Origin of the sequence: Flavobacterium chungangense LMG 26729 (genome assembly GCF_000735715.2) — a bacterium.
Classification (GTDB): Bacteria; Bacteroidota; Bacteroidia; order Flavobacteriales; family Flavobacteriaceae; genus Flavobacterium; species Flavobacterium chungangense.
The window spans coordinates 786780-801984 of record NZ_JASY01000002.1 but is presented as its reverse complement, the minus strand read 5'-3'; the positions used below and the strand labels follow the sequence as shown (position 1 = coordinate 801984).

Sequence of the window (15205 nt, the reverse complement as noted above, 5' to 3'; positions counted from 1 at the left end):
ATGAATACCTAAATTAAAGGATTAGTCTTCTTGCGGAATCTGGCTTTCATCCATAAAGAAAATCTCCCAGTGATGTCCGTCTAAATCAAAAAAATCTCTTTGATACATCCAGCCATAATCTTTAGCTTCATTGTGTAGTTTACCGCCAGCTTTAACAACAGCCATAATAATTTTATCAACTTTTTCTCTACTTTCAACAGAAATAGCAGCAATCATTTCTGTGCTTGCCGTTGTATTGCAAATTTCTTTTTGAGTAAATGTTTTAAAAAATTCTTCGACCAAAAGCATTGCAAATATATTTTCACCAATTATCAGGCAGGTTCCTTGTTCATTTGTAAATTTTGGGTCAAACGAAAAACCCAATTGTGTAAAAAATGATATCGACTTATTTAAATCTTTCACAGGAAGATTTAAGAAAATTTTTGTTTCCATATTTATAAAATTACAAATTATCTGACACAAATTTAAAATTTCAAAACCAGTTTTAAACGACAATAAAAGTCAACTTTAGGGTCATTTAAGACAAAATTCATATCTTAGTAATACTGTAAAAGCTAAAATCATGAGTAAGAAATTAGGGCTAATTTTGGGGCATGACTACAAATTACTGAGTGTAGCAGCCATTCTGGAAGTTTTTGAAACTGCCAATAAACTGAATACAGAAGCTGAAAAACCTTTTGAAATCATGGTTTTCCAGTCGGCTGAACAAATCAATGAAAAAAAATTATTTGGGTATGAAGTCAATTCTATCGAAACATTTAATAAAAGTTTAGACCTGATTTTAATTCCTGCTTTTACTACCGAAAATATGGGTGAGATGATTGCCAAAAACTGTAATTTCATTCCGTGGTTACAAAAGCATCATCAATCGGGAACTGAACTGGCCAGTTTTTGCACCGGTGCATTTTTGTTTGCCGCTTCAGGCTTGCTAAACGAAAAACTCGCGACCACACATGTCGATGCCTGCAGCGCGTTTACAAAAGCTTTTCCTTTAGTAAAATTAAAACCCGAAGAAACACTTACCGCAGATGGCAGTTTGTACACCAGCGGCGGCTCTACCTCAACGTTTCATTTATTAATTCTTTTGGTTCAGAAATATTGCGGAAACGAAGTCGCTGTACAGATTGCTAAAATATTTTCAATCGACTTAAACCGATACAAACAAAGCTATTTCAGCACTTTCAGGCCCAATCATTTACATAATGACAGTTTAGTGGCACGATTGCAGCAGAAGATTGAAAACGAATACAGTACAATTGAAACCTTAGAAGAAATCACCAAAGATATTCCCACCAGCACCCGAAACATGACACGGCGATTCAAACAAGTCACCGGTATACCGCCCATTGAATATCTTCAAAATATACGGGTCGAAAGTTCAAAAAAATATCTCGAACAAACGCAGCTTTCGATTTCTGAGATCATCGAAAAAACCGGTTATAATGACCCTAAAGCTTTTAGAAAAGTATTTTATAAAATGGTAGGCATGAAGCCCATTGAATATCGGGAGAAGTTTAGGGTTCGGTAATTTTTTTATTAGCAGAAGTTTCATTTTCAAAATTACCTCTCGTCCTGCTCTGCGCTATATCTCTGCCTGCGAACCCCGCAGCCAGAGGATACCGCTTCGATCAGGGCTAAAAAGAAAATTTAGTTTTCAAAACAAACCTCTTAAATGATTAGGATTTTATAACCCACATCAAAACTTTTTTATGCTGTTTTAGTATTTCATCGATTTCCTTCATACTTTCATTAGAAACAGCCGGACAGCCCCAGCCTTCAGGAGTCCCCTCTGGATAAACTTCATTCTCAGGAATAGCTTCCCAGGAATGCAGGACTATAGCACGTTTTGCCGAATTTGAGTTCGATTTATCTTTCCCCTGCAAGACATAATTTACTTTAATCCCCCATTGACTTACGCCTCGGTTCAATATGACATATTTACCTGTAGACGAGCAATGCGAATCGAATTCATTACTGATTACCGGATTTTCTTTGGACTCTGTTCCGCCCCAACGATTATCAGCACAACCATGACTTACCATATACGATTTTACAACAGCATTTTTATTAAAATCATAAACAAAAAAGCGTTTTAAACCTGAATGTATTCCTAAATCTATAAGAATAAATTTTTCCTGATTCAGCTTATTGTCTTTACAATATTGCTGTGCCTCTTTATAAAAATTGCTATAATCAGTTACGGCACGAGGTTTTTCTTTAGTGAACATTTCACTTTTAGATTCATTAGCCAAAACACTCTTTTCTTTATCTCCTTTAGGATTACAAGACCAAAACAGAGAGGCGCAAATTATAAAAACCGTTTTTTTCATGCTTGCAATTTACATAGAAAAACAAAATTAAAAGCATAAAAAAAACCTATTCAAATGAACAGGTTTTAGAAAAATATTATTTTAAATTATGAAGCAATTTCCATACGCTTCAATAAATTTTTACTCAGCGTATGCTCTGCATAATCTTTATCTATTGATAAAACTTTATCGTCAGAACTTGGCAATTCATACATAGCATCAGTTAAAATTGCTTCACATAACGAACGCAATCCACGGGCACCTAATTTATATTCTAAAGCTTTATCTACAATAAAATCTAAAGCTTCATCTGTAATACTAAATTCCACTTCATCCATTAAAAACAACTTCTGATATTGTTTTACCAATGCGTTTTTAGGCTGCGTTAAAATGGCTCTTAATGTTTCTCTGTCTAAAGGATCCATGTGCGTTAAAACCGGCAAACGACCTATAATCTCCGGAATCAAACCAAAGTCTTTAATGTCTTTCGGAATAATGTATTGCAGTAAATTATCTTTGTCTATGTTGTCAGCATTTTTAGACGTCGAGTACCCAACAGCCTGACGATTGAGACGTTTAGAGATAATGCGTTCAACTCCATCAAAAGCTCCTCCTGCAATAAACAGGATATTTTGAGTATTCACCTCAACAAATTTCTGATCCGGATGCTTACGGCCACCTTTTGGCGGTACATTTACAACAGTCCCCTCTAATAATTTAAGTAAAGCCTGCTGAACACCTTCACCGGATACGTCACGTGTTATAGACGGATTATCACTCTTACGTGCAATTTTATCAATTTCGTCAATAAATACGATTCCACGTTCAGCTTTGGTTACATCATAATCTGCAGCCTGCAGTAAACGAGTCAAAATACTTTCTACATCTTCTCCTACGTAACCTGCTTCTGTAAGCACAGTTGCATCAACGATTGCCAAAGGTACGTCCAGCATTTTTGCAATGGTTTTTGCTACTAATGTTTTTCCTGTTCCTGTCTGCCCCACCATGATGATGTTACTTTTTTCAATCTCTACTTCATCGTCTAATTGCTGCTGCATTAAACGTTTGTAGTGATTGTAAACCGCAACCGACATTACTTTCTTTGTCTGATCCTGTCCAATAACATATTGATCTAAGAAAGCTCTGATTTCTTTTGGTTTCTTTAAAATTAAGTCCCCAACCAGTTTAGCACTTCCGCTGGATTTTAATTCTTCTAAAACAATTCCGTGTGCCTGCTCAATACATTTATCACAAATGTGCGCATTGATTCCGGCGATTAATAAATTAGTTTCTGGCTTTTTTCTTCCACAAAACGAACATTCTAATACTACTTTTGCCATTCTTTATTTAAGTTACTAAGCTGCAAAGATAATAAGTTTCTAAGTTTTTTAAATTAAAACTTTAAAACTTAACTCCTTACAGCTTAATATTTTTATTTTATTTTCGAATTTCAGTTACAAAGAACACTTAGAAACTTAGTATCTCAGTAACTTAGAAGGTTAAAAAAATTATCCTCTTCTCAATACTTCATCAATCATTCCGTATTCTTTTGCTTCGTCAGCTTTCATCCAGTAATCACGTTCACTGTCTTTGTGTACTCTTTCAAAAGATTGTCCTGAATGCTGAGAAATGATGTTGTATAATTCATCTTTCAGTTTCAACATTTCACGTAAGTTGATTTCCATATCTGTAGCAACTCCCTGAGCTCCTCCGGATGGCTGGTGAATCATAACTCTTGAATGTGGCAATGCAGAACGTTTTCCTGCAGCTCCTGCACATAATAAAACTGCTCCCATAGAAGCTGCCATTCCTGTACAAATTGTGGCAACATCTGGCTTGATGTACTGCATTGTGTCATAAATTCCTAATCCTGCATAAACGCTTCCTCCCGGAGAGTTTAAATAAATCTGAATATCTTTTGAAGCATCAGCACTTTCTAAGAAAAGTAATTGTGCCTGAACGATATTAGCGATTTGATCGTCAATACCTGTTCCTAAAAAGATAATCCTGTCCATCATTAATCTGGAGAAAACATCTAATTGAGAAATATTCAACTGGCGCTCTTCAATAATATATGGAGTCATATTGGTTGGGTTCATTGCCGCTATGATTTTGTCATAGTACATGGCGTTTACTCCCTGGTGCTTTGTAGCAAATTTTTTGAATTCTTTACCGTAGTTCATATTTTTAGTTTAAAAGTTTGAAAGTCTAAAGTCTGAAAATGACTTTAAACGAATTAAACAAAGTTCATACCTTTTTATAAATGATGTCAATTTGTCTTCTTTTTATATTTCATAAGTTTTGAAATTTATGAAATAAAAATTTAAAACATAAGCTTAAAACTTAAAAAAAGAGCGTCAAAAATCATCTTTTTGACGCTCAAATATAACTATTTTTTATCTTTCAATATCTGGAATAAAATCTTAAAGTTAGAAATAAACTAATAAATCTCTACTTCACAACTTTTGACTTTACAACTTTTGACTTTCGACTAAATTTATTCTCCGTAAGACGCAGCAATAAATTCATCATAAGTTACCTCTTTAGTTGTTGGATTTGCTTTTTCTTTGAACAAATCTAACAATTTAGCTGCTACAACCTGCTCAGAAAGTCTTTTTACTTCTTCCTGATTAGATAAAACTCTTGCCACAATTCCTTCTACTTCTTCAGTAGTTGGGTTTGTTTGTCCAAATTGAGCCATTTGCTGTCTGATTGCGTTTGATGTAAAAGCTTTCAAATCTTCAAATGTAATTTGGATATTGCTTTGAGCCATTGCTTTTCCTTCAATCAATTGAAAACGTAAACCTTTTTCAGATCTTGCGTATTCAACTTCAGCTTCTTCAGCAGAAAGTTTTTTCTCTCCAACAGTCTGTAACCATTTTTTAAGGAATTCAGCCGGTAAATCAAATTTTGTGTTTTCGATTAAGAAATCCTGAACGTCCAATAATAATTTTTGGTCAGCCTGCTGTGCGAATTGTGCTTCTGCATCTTCTTTAATTTTAGCTTTCAAATCTTCAAGAGAAGCTACTTTTCCTTCACCAAAAAGTTTATCAAATAAATCCTGGTTCAATTCTGCAGGCTCAGAAACATTGATTGCTTCGATTGTAAAAGTTACATCAACTGCTAAATCATGTACATTATCATGACCTACTTTTAAGTAATCCATTAATTGGTGATCATCTTCAAATAAACCTTTTGTGTTTACAGTAACTACATCACCAACTTCTTTACCTACAAATAAATCAGCTGTTTTTTTATCTTTGAAAACTGACAATGAAAAAGTTGTTTTGTTTTCAATTCCGTTCTCTGCATTTACGAAAGTTCCTGTAACATCAGAATCTGCAGTAACTTTTTCAACAGGATTTGCTTTTCCAAATTGTTTTTGGATACGCTCAACTTGTCCGTCGATTAATTTATCATCAGCAGTAACGATATATTTTACGATATTATTTTTAGCTTCTAAATCAATTTCGAAGTTCGGCACTAAACCAATTTCGTATTCAAAAGTTAACTCTTCAGCATCCCAGTCGAAGTTTTCATTTTCTTTAGCAATAGGAGTACCCAAAAGATTTAATCTTTCAGACTGAATAAAACGCTCTAGAGCCAAATCAACTACTTTTTTAATTTCTTCTTGTTTAATACCTTTTCCGTATTGTTTTTCAACAAGATCTTTAGGCACCTGTCCTTTTCTAAATCCTTTAACTTGTGCCAAAGGCAATTTTTCGTTTATTCTTTTTGCTACCTGACCTTTGTAATCCATATGAACAACGTTCAATACAATTGTCTCGTTTACAGCGTCTATTGCTACTCTTTTAATATCCATCTTCTTCTTTAATTTACATAATAAAATTGGGTTGCAAAATTATAAAATTTTTGCAACCCAACCAAGTTTTTAATGTATTGTATTTGAAGCGTTTTTAGAGTACTTCGCATTTTTATTTTTTATCGTCTCCTAATATTTTATAAGTTATAGATTGCAGTACAGACAAAATAACACTAAAAATTAATGCTGTCAAAAACGAATCGACTGCAAAACCTCCAACTATTTTGGTACACAACAAAATAATAACAGCATTGATAACGAGTAAAAACAAACCAAGAGTCACAACTGTCACAGGAAGAGTCAGGAGAACCAAAATTGGTTTTATAAACATATTCAGCAGTCCTAAAACTACTGCAACAATTACGGCGGTAGCAAAACTGGCAACGTGAACCCCGGACAAAAGGTTTGATAACAATACAACCAAAGCTGCAGTAACGAAGAGTCTAAGTAATAATTTCATGGTTTTTTCTGGTTTAAAAATTCAATTAAAAGTTTTAAAATTATTAAATTAAGATTTCAAAAATGCACTAGTAAGCTCAAAAAACATTTTAGGGTTTTCAGCATGAAGCCAATGTCCAGCATTAGGAATCGTCTCTATTTTTAAATCCGGAAAATGTTCCAAAATCTGATCAATATCCGTATCTAAAACATAGCCTGAATTTCCGCCACGAATGAACAAAGCCGGCTTATCAAAAACCAAACCTTCCGCCAAAGGCTTTCCTATTGCATCCAGATTATTATTAAAAACCTGAAGATTAAACCTGAAAGCCAATTGACCGGGTTCTTTCCAATATAAATTTTTCAATAAAAACTGCCGTGTTCCAAAATCAGAAACATATTGCGCTACAATTTCTTCTACATCATTTCGGCTTGGTTTTACAGAAAAGTCAACAGCATTTAGACCTGCTAAAATATCCTGATGATGCTGTTTGTAAAATTTTGGTCCAATATCTGCCACAATTAATTTATCTACTAAATCCGGATGTGTAGTTGCAAAAAGCATTGCTACTTTTCCACCCATAGAATGTCCAAGAATATCAATTTGCGTCAATTGATTTGTCTCACAATATTCGAACACATCCTGAGCCATAGCCTCATAACTCCATTCATCCGAATGAAAACTGCGTCCATGATTCCTTAAATCTAAAAGATGAACCTGAAATCCGGCTTCTACATATTGTCCGGCAAGTGTTTTCCAGTTATCTGACATTCCCAGAAAACCATGCATAATAACGAATGGTTTTCCTTCGCCTTCTATTTTTGAGTAAAGCATATTTATATTTTTTATTCTGGAGAATTATTTCAATTTATTCAGATACATATTAACCACATTATCCAAACCAAGATATAGCGCTTCCGAAATTAAAGCATGACCAATAGAGACTTCTAATAATCCCGGAATGTTTTGTTTAAAAAACTGAATATTATCAAGACTTAAATCATGTCCTGCATTAATACCCAAACTTAATTCATTTGCTAATTCTGCAGCTTTTACATAAGGATCGATTCCGTTTTTATTTCCTAAATCATATTGATGCGCAAAAGCTTCTGTGTATAATTCGATTCTGTCAGTACCTGTTTTTTTTGCACCTTCTATGATTTCCAAAACCGGATCAACAAAAATTGAAGTTCGAATCCCGTTTCTTTGAAATTCCTGAATAACCTCGGTTAAATAGGCCTGATTTTTTATAGTATCCCAACCTGCAGACGAGGTAACGGCACCAATTGCATCGGGAACCAATGTTACCTGATCTGGTTTACATTCCAATACCAAATCAATAAAATTATGTTGTGGATTTCCTTCAATATTATATTCTGTTGTAACAATTGCTTTTAAATCCCGGGCATCCTGATAACGAATATGGCGCTCATCCGGACGTGGATGTATGGTGATTCCCTGACCCCCAAAATTCTGGATATCTTTGGCAACTTTTAATAAATCAGGAACATTTCCACCCCTAGCATTTCTCAGGGTAGCAATTTTATTAATATTTACACTTAACTTTGTCATATAAATAGATTATTAATTCTAGTAACATTATATTTGTAAAGACAAAAATACAAAGTAAAACGTAGCGTTTTTTGCTATTTTTTGATTATTTTGCATCAAATATCTTCAAACCACTTATGACAGAAATTACCAACTATATCACAAACGATTTTAGAGCAATCGACAGTCAGGAAACGATAGCATCAGTTCAGGATTTTTTTGCTGAATTAAGTTTTTCTCATTTCCCGGTTTTAGAAAACGGAACCTTTATAGGAAGCATTGCTTCTGATGATATTGAAACTTTTGATATTGATAAAAAAATTATTGACTACAAATATACATTAGAGCGATTTTTCGCCAGAAAATCAATGATTTGGCTGGATGTTTTAGAGATTTTTGCCAAAAACCATACTAATGTCATTCCGGTACTTGATGAAAACAATTCCTATATTGGATATTATGAAATGGAAGATATCATGAAATTTTTTCAGGAGACCCCATTTTTAAAAGAACAAGGAGGGATCATTATTGTTCAAAAAGGCCTTTTAGATTATTCTATGGCTCAGGTAACGCAAATTGTAGAAAGTAACAATGGTAAAATTCTGGGTTGCTTTATATCCGAAGCTGATTTAGAGAATGTTCAAATTACAGTAAAAATTGGAGTTGGACCAATGAATGAAATCATTCAGACTTTCAGAAGATACAATTACGAAATCATCTCAGAACATCAGGAAGACACTTACATTAACAGTCTAAAAGAACGTTCTGATTACTTAGACAAATACCTTAATATATAATTATAATGTGACAATTAGAAAATGAGTCAATTAGATAATTTTCACATTGGCACAGTATCAAATTTTCTCATTATCTAACTTAATAAAATGAAAGTAGCCATTTACGGACAGTATTATCAAAACAGTACCGAACCCATCATAAAAGATATTTTTGTGTTTTTCAACAACAATAATGTCGAAATGGTGATTGAAGAAAACTTTCTTAACATGCTTTATGAGAAACAATTAATAAAAAAAGAATACAAAACTTTCTCTGCAAAAACAAAACTTGATAACAGCTTCGAAATGCTGCTCAGCATTGGTGGCGATGGAACTATTTTAAGAGCAGCGAGTCTGGCTCGTAATTCAGGAGTACCAATTTTAGGAATCAATGCCGGAAGATTAGGTTTTTTGGCTACGGTGCCAAAAGAGAGCATTGATAGCTTCTTACAGTTTGTAATTGATAAAAATTACACCATCTCTGAAAGAACCTTATTAAGCCTTACCTGCGATCCTAAAAATGACGCTATCGAAGATGATTTAAATTTCGCCATGAACGAAGTCACCGTTAGCCGAAAAGATACGACTTCGATGATTACAGTCGAAACCTATTTAAACAACGAATATTTAAACTCTTATTGGGCAGACGGACTTATTCTCTCAACACCAACGGGATCAACAGGTTACTCACTCAGTTGCGGCGGACCAATATTAACTCCTGATGTAAAAAGTCTGGTAATTACACCAATAGCACCACATAATTTAAACGCAAGACCATTAGTCATTCCTGATGATACCGAAATTAAACTTCGTGTTTCCGGAAGAGAAGACCAATATTTAGTTTCTCTGGATTCCAGAATTGCATCCATTAAAAATGAATCTGTTTTAACTATTAAAAAAACAGATTTTAAAATTAAAATGGTTGAAATTCCAGGAGAAACTTTCTTAAAAACACTCAGGAAAAAATTACTATGGGGAGAAGATAAAAGAAATTAAACTCTTTTACGAATTCCGATTATACGATATGAGTACTTTTTTTCGTTTTGCACATATCTAATGTTCATTAAATGTCTCAAAATCATAAGGTAAATCTAAAAAAAGACACATTTAACTAAAGGAACGTTGATTAGTAGTGATAATTATTATATTTGCACGCAATTTTTAATTAAATGAAGAAAATTTTTAATTTATTGTTATGTTTTTTCCCCTTTATTACGCTGAATGCTCAAATTAATGAGATTGGTGTTTTTTTAGGCGGAAGCAACTTCATAGGGGACGTTGGAAGAACCAATTATATTGCTCCTGAAAATTTTGCTTTTGGGATATTATACAAATGGAACAAAAGTCCACGCCATTCCTATCGCTTTTCTTATACCCAATCAACGGTAACTGGTAATGATTCAAAATCAGAAGAATCCAGTCGAAACAAAAGAGGTTTCAACTTTAAAAATAACGTAAAAGAACTTTCTGCCGGGTTAGAATTCAATTTCTTCGACTTTAATTTACATGACTTAGACACCAAAATTACACCTTATATATTTTCAGGTATCAATTATTTTAGATATGATGAATTATATATAGAAAATGGAATAACTGAAAAAGACAAAGCATCCGGCTCTTTTGCTATACCTATAATATTAGGAATAAAATCAAACATTAGCCGTCATTTTGTTTTAGCAGCTGAAGTTGGAGCACGATATACTCTTACAGACAACATAGACGGAAGCAATCCTGAAAATGATTCCTTTACTAATAATCGTTTTGGTAATTTAAATAATAATGACTGGTATGTTTTTACGGGAGTAACATTAACATATACCTTTGGACAAAAACCTTGCTATTGCGCAGAATAAAATGAATTTATTAGAATCCATAGATAAAACAAACTTACCCCAGCATCTTGCCATTATTATGGACGGAAATGGTCGTTGGGCAAAACAACAAGGCTTTCTTCGTGCTTTTGGTCATGAAAATGGCACCAAATCAGTCAAAGAAACCATTAAAACATGTGCTAAGCTTGGTATTGGATTTCTAACTTTATATGCCTTTTCTACAGAAAACTGGAATCGCCCAAAATTAGAAGTACAAGCATTGATGAAAATACTTGTAAATTCATTAAGAAAAGAGCTTACTACTTTACAAGAAAACAACATCAGACTTAATGCTATTGGAAATCTTGATAAGTTACCAAAATCTGCTCAAAAAGAATTATTGGATGTCATCGATAAAACAAAAAACAACACCCGTCTAACACTAACATTAGCCTTAAGTTACGGATCAAGAGAAGAATTAGTAAATGCCGTGAGAATCATCAGTGATAAAGTTAAAAATAATATAATTTCATTAGACACTATTGACGATTCAATTATAAATGAGCATCTTTACACGCAAAATTTACCTGACGTAGATTTATTAATACGAACAAGTGGAGAACACAGAATAAGTAATTTTCTGCTATGGCAAATTGCCTATGCAGAATTATATTTTACTGATGTACTCTGGCCAGACTTTAAAGAACAACATTTATATGAGGCTATCATTAGTTATCAAAAAAGAGAACGCAGATTTGGAAAAACCAGTGAACAAATTAAATAATATTTTAGTGTTACAAAAAAGAATACAAATAGTACTTACCCTGTTTATTTTGGGTAGTTTTTCTCAAATTAAAGCACAAGAAAGAATTCCTTTTGATCAGGGAAAAAAATACATTCTTGCAAAAGTCTCTGTTGTTGGTAAAATAAGCTTCAATGAACAAACCGTTGTAACATTTTCAGGTTTGCAAAAAGGTCAGGAAATCACTGTTCCTGGTGAAGAAATTAGTGGTGCAATCAAAAAATTAGGAAAACTTGGTCTTTTTGATGAAATAACTTTTTACGTAAATAAGGTAGAAAATGACAGTATCTATTTAGACTTAAATATAGTTGAGCTTCCGAAATTAAATGAAGTAAAATTTGTTGGTATTAAAAAGAGTAAAGTCGAAGGATTAATAAAAGATAACAACCTGACAAAGAGCAAGATTGTAAATGAAAATTTAATCACTACTACAAAAAATTACATCGAAAACAAATACAAAAAAGAAGGATTTTATAGAACAAAAGTTACTATTACAACTACTCCTGACACTACTGCAGGCAATAATGTTAATATGCTCGTTCGTGTAGACAAAGGAGATAAGGTTAAGATTAGCAGCATAGACTTCATAGGCAACAAACAATTCACAGACAGCAAGTTGAGAAGCGCTATGAAAGACACCAAACAAAGAAATGTCCTTCGTGTACTGAAAGCTTCAAAATTTATCCCTGAAAAATACAAGACTGACTTAGAAAAAGTTATTGCAACCTATAAAGAAAAAGGATATCGTGATGCACGTATTATATATGACTCTGTCACCTATAATAAAGAAAAAAACATGCTTGCCATTAAAATTAATTTAGAAGAAGGAAACAAATATTACTTCGGAAATATCAAATTTTTAGGAAATACCGTTTACTCTGATCAACAACTTAATCGTTATTTAGGAATCAAAAAAGGTGAAACATACAACGGAGTTTTATTAGAAAAAAGAATTGCAGATAAGACTAAACCAGATGGTGAGGACATTACTAACTTATACCAAAACAACGGATATTTGTTTTCAAATATTAATGCTGTTGAGGTAAAAACTGCTAATGACACTATTGATTTTGAAATTAGAATTACTGAAGGACCAATTGCTTATTTCAACAAAATATCAGTCGTTGGAAACGATAAAACAAACGATCGTGTTATTTATCGTGAACTAAGAACAAAACCAGGTGAAAAATACAGTAAAGAACTATTAGTAAGAACCATTCGTGAAATAGGACAATTAGGATTTTTTGATCCTGAAGCAATTGACCCTAAATTTAAAAATGTAGATGCCGCATCAGGAACAGTAGATATCGAATACAATTTGGTTGAAAAAGGTTCTAGCCAGGTAGAGTTACAAGGTGGTTATGGTGGTGGAGGTTTCATAGGAACCTTAGGATTATCTTTTAATAACTTTTCGGCAAGAAACATGTTTAATAAGGAAGCTTACAAACCTTTACCTATGGGAGATGGCCAAAAAGTATCCCTTCGTTTACAAGGAAGTACCTATTTCCAAACTTATAGTGTATCATTTTCAGAACCTTGGTTTGGAGGAAAAAAACCAGTACAATTTAGTTCATCTATCTCCTATAGTAAACAATTCAATTACAGCTATGGTCGTAATGTAGATAAAAGCCAAAGCTTTAACATCCTGACTTTACAGCTTGGACTTGCTAAAAGACTGAGTGTACCAGATGATTATTTCGTATTATCTCAATCTATAAGTTACCAACATTATGATTTGAATAATTATTTCACAGGACTTTTTACTTTTGGTAATGGAACTTCAAGAAATTTAGCCTACACAATTGGTCTTACGAGAAGTAATAAAGGAGTGAATCCTATATTCCCGACATATGGTTCAGAATTTAGTGTTTCAGCAAAAATAACACCTCCTTATTCATTGTTTAATGGTATAGATTATTCATCATTAGGAGAAAAAGAAGAATATAAACGAAAAACTACTGCGGATCAAACAGATGCTACTGGCCAAGTTACAATTCCTAAAAACAGTTATTTAGATTCTGCTGGAAATGTAGTAAGTACTCCAGAGGAAGCAGCAGCTGATCCTGCAAAAGTAGATCAGGAAAAATACAACTGGCTTGAATATTATAAAATTAAATTTAAAGCAGATTGGTATAATAAAGTATATGGAAAATTAGTTTTAAGAACATTAACTGAATTTGGTTTCATGGGAGCCTATAATGCAGATAGAGGTGTTGTACCTTTTGAACGTTTTTATTTAGGGGGAGACGGTATGGCTAACTATTCTATGGATGGCAGGGAAACAGTTGGATTAAGAGGATATGAGAACAACTCTTTGACTCCAATTATTACTGACAAAACAGATTCCAGATATGGACAGCAAGTAGGAGCAACCATTTATAACAAATTCTCAATGGAATTACGTTATCCTATTACATTAAAACCATCAGCATCTATTTATGCTTTAACGTTTTTAGAAGCAGGTGCATCATATGATGGATTTAAAAATTATAACCCATTTGATTTGTATCGTTCAGCCGGTTTTGGACTACGTGTATTTATGCCAGCATTTGGATTATTGGGTATTGATTTTGGTTATGGTTTTGATGCTCAGCCAGGTGAAACCAAAGCTCATGGTCAGGAAATTCACTTTATTATTGGACAACAATTTTAAAAAGATGATATTTGGTTAAAATTTAGACAAAAACCTATCGTATGAGAAAACAATTTTTATTTATATTTTTAGCTTTGATTGCAGCAAACACAAATGAGGCACAAACAAGATCGACTAGAATTGGCTATATCGATATGGAATATATTTTAGAAAATGTTTCAGATTACAAAGAATCTAAAGCTCAATTAGAGTTAAAAGCGACTAAATGGAAGCAGGAAATCGAAATTAAAAAATTAGAAATAAACAAATTAAAAGAAAACCTTAAAACCGAAAAAGCATTACTCACAAAAGAACTTATTGAGGAAAGGGAAACCGAAATTAAATTTCTTGAAAATGAAATGCTGGAATACCAGCAAAAGCAATTTGGAGTTGACGGAAATTTAATGCGCCAAAAAGCAGCTTTGGCAAAACCAATCCAAGATCAGGTCTTTACCACTGTTCAGGATATTGCAGAAGCAAAAAATTACGATTTTATTTTTGACAAATCATCTGATTTGACTATGCTTTTTTCAGCAAAAAGATTTGATATAAGTGACCAGGTTATACGTATTTTAAATAGAACAGAAAAGAGGGAACAACTCACTAAAAAACAATTAAAAGAGCAAGAGGCCAAAGAAAACATTGAAAACGAGATTGACGAAAATCCGGCAATGGCAGATAGACAGAAGGCTTTAGATGCAAGAAAAGCAGCAAGGGAAAAATTAGTTCAGGATAGAAAATTAGAACAAGAAGCTAAAAGAAAAGAATACGAAGATAAAAGAAATGCTATAGCAGCTGAAAAAGCAGCCAAAAAAAATGGCACGGTTTCTGAAACTGCTAATACAACAGGGACAGCTAAAACTGACACAACAACCCCGGCTGAACCGACAACAACTACTGAGCCTGCAGTTAATAAGGCAGAAGAAAGGCAGAAACTTTACGAACAGCGTAAAAAAGAGTTAGAAGAAAAAAAGAAGAAAATTTTAGAAGAAAGAGAAGCGGCTAAAAAAGCTAAAGAAGCCGAGGCACAAAAAACAAATACGACCAATAATTAATTAATAT

At 33.2% G+C, this 15205-nt stretch carries 15 protein-coding genes; 7 read left to right on the top strand and 8 right to left on the bottom strand.

Going from position 1 to position 15205, the window contains the following annotated elements:
• Nucleotides 1-21 precede the first annotated feature (21 nt).
• On the bottom strand, nucleotides 22-432 hold the full coding sequence (locus JE46_RS06645) for a VOC family protein (RefSeq protein ID WP_031454480.1): 411 nt from the start codon (nucleotides 430-432) through the stop codon (nucleotides 22-24).
• Nucleotides 433-562: 130 nt separating this feature from the next.
• On the opposite strand from JE46_RS06645, the gene JE46_RS06640 reads away from it, so the two are divergent.
• Nucleotides 563-1528, top strand: a complete 966-nt coding sequence (locus JE46_RS06640) for a GlxA family transcriptional regulator (protein ID WP_031454479.1) — start codon at nucleotides 563-565, stop codon at nucleotides 1526-1528.
• Nucleotides 1529-1676: 148 nt separating this feature from the next.
• Here the strand turns inward: JE46_RS06640 and JE46_RS06635 are convergent, their stop codons facing one another.
• From JE46_RS06635 to JE46_RS06605, 7 genes are all read right to left on the bottom strand, one after another.
• A complete protein-coding gene (locus tag JE46_RS06635; RefSeq protein WP_031454478.1) occupies nucleotides 1677-2330 on the bottom strand; it encodes a murein L,D-transpeptidase catalytic domain-containing protein in 654 nt (217 codons plus the stop codon).
• Nucleotides 2331-2416: 86 nt separating this feature from the next.
• Nucleotides 2417-3649 carry an ATP-dependent Clp protease ATP-binding subunit ClpX gene (gene clpX, locus JE46_RS06630; RefSeq protein ID WP_031454477.1) on the bottom strand — a complete coding sequence of 411 codons (1233 nt, stop codon included), beginning with the start codon at nucleotides 3647-3649 and terminating at the stop codon, nucleotides 2417-2419.
• A gap of 168 nt (nucleotides 3650-3817) precedes the next feature.
• The gene (clpP, locus tag JE46_RS06625; protein WP_031454476.1) at nucleotides 3818-4492 is read right to left on the bottom strand and encodes an ATP-dependent Clp endopeptidase proteolytic subunit ClpP; all 675 of its coding nucleotides are present in this window, start codon (nucleotides 4490-4492) and stop codon (nucleotides 3818-3820) included.
• Between the two features lie 314 nt (nucleotides 4493-4806).
• Nucleotides 4807-6132: a trigger factor gene (locus tag JE46_RS06620; RefSeq protein ID WP_031454475.1), complete on the bottom strand. Its 1326-nt coding sequence runs from the start codon at nucleotides 6130-6132 to the stop codon at nucleotides 4807-4809.
• A 112-nt stretch (nucleotides 6133-6244) separates the two neighbouring features.
• Nucleotides 6245-6592, bottom strand: a complete 348-nt coding sequence (locus tag JE46_RS06615) for a phage holin family protein (protein WP_031454474.1) — start codon at nucleotides 6590-6592, stop codon at nucleotides 6245-6247.
• Nucleotides 6593-6640: 48 nt separating this feature from the next.
• Nucleotides 6641-7405, bottom strand: a complete 765-nt coding sequence (locus JE46_RS06610; RefSeq protein WP_031454473.1) for an alpha/beta fold hydrolase — start codon at nucleotides 7403-7405, stop codon at nucleotides 6641-6643.
• Nucleotides 7406-7429: 24 nt separating this feature from the next.
• Nucleotides 7430-8143 carry a pyridoxine 5'-phosphate synthase gene (locus JE46_RS06605; RefSeq protein ID WP_031454472.1) on the bottom strand — a complete coding sequence of 238 codons (714 nt, stop codon included), beginning with the start codon at nucleotides 8141-8143 and terminating at the stop codon, nucleotides 7430-7432.
• A 116-nt stretch (nucleotides 8144-8259) separates the two neighbouring features.
• On the opposite strand from JE46_RS06605, the gene JE46_RS06600 reads away from it, so the two are divergent.
• From JE46_RS06600 to JE46_RS06575, 6 genes are all read left to right on the top strand, one after another.
• Entirely contained in the window at nucleotides 8260-8919 is a 660-nt protein-coding gene (locus JE46_RS06600) for a CBS domain-containing protein (protein WP_031454471.1), read from the top strand.
• Nucleotides 8920-9006: 87 nt separating this feature from the next.
• Nucleotides 9007-9894 (top strand): NAD kinase, encoded by an 888-nt coding sequence (locus tag JE46_RS06595; RefSeq protein WP_031454470.1) that lies wholly within the window; start codon nucleotides 9007-9009, stop codon nucleotides 9892-9894.
• Nucleotides 9895-10067: 173 nt separating this feature from the next.
• The gene (porG, locus tag JE46_RS06590) at nucleotides 10068-10751 is read left to right on the top strand and encodes a type IX secretion system protein PorG (protein WP_031454469.1); all 684 of its coding nucleotides are present in this window, start codon (nucleotides 10068-10070) and stop codon (nucleotides 10749-10751) included.
• Nucleotide 10752: 1 nt separating this feature from the next.
• The gene (locus tag JE46_RS06585) at nucleotides 10753-11493 is read left to right on the top strand and encodes an isoprenyl transferase (protein WP_031454468.1); all 741 of its coding nucleotides are present in this window, start codon (nucleotides 10753-10755) and stop codon (nucleotides 11491-11493) included.
• Nucleotides 11426-14164, top strand: coding sequence for a BamA/OMP85 family outer membrane protein (locus JE46_RS06580; protein ID WP_031454467.1), 2739 nt, complete (start codon nucleotides 11426-11428; stop codon nucleotides 14162-14164). Before JE46_RS06585 ends, JE46_RS06580 begins: the two co-directional genes overlap by 68 nt.
• 41 nt (nucleotides 14165-14205) lie before the next feature.
• Complete coding sequence (locus JE46_RS06575; protein WP_031454466.1) at nucleotides 14206-15198, top strand: OmpH family outer membrane protein; 993 nt, start codon at nucleotides 14206-14208, stop codon at nucleotides 15196-15198.
• The last annotated feature ends 7 nt before the right edge of the window (nucleotides 15199-15205 follow it).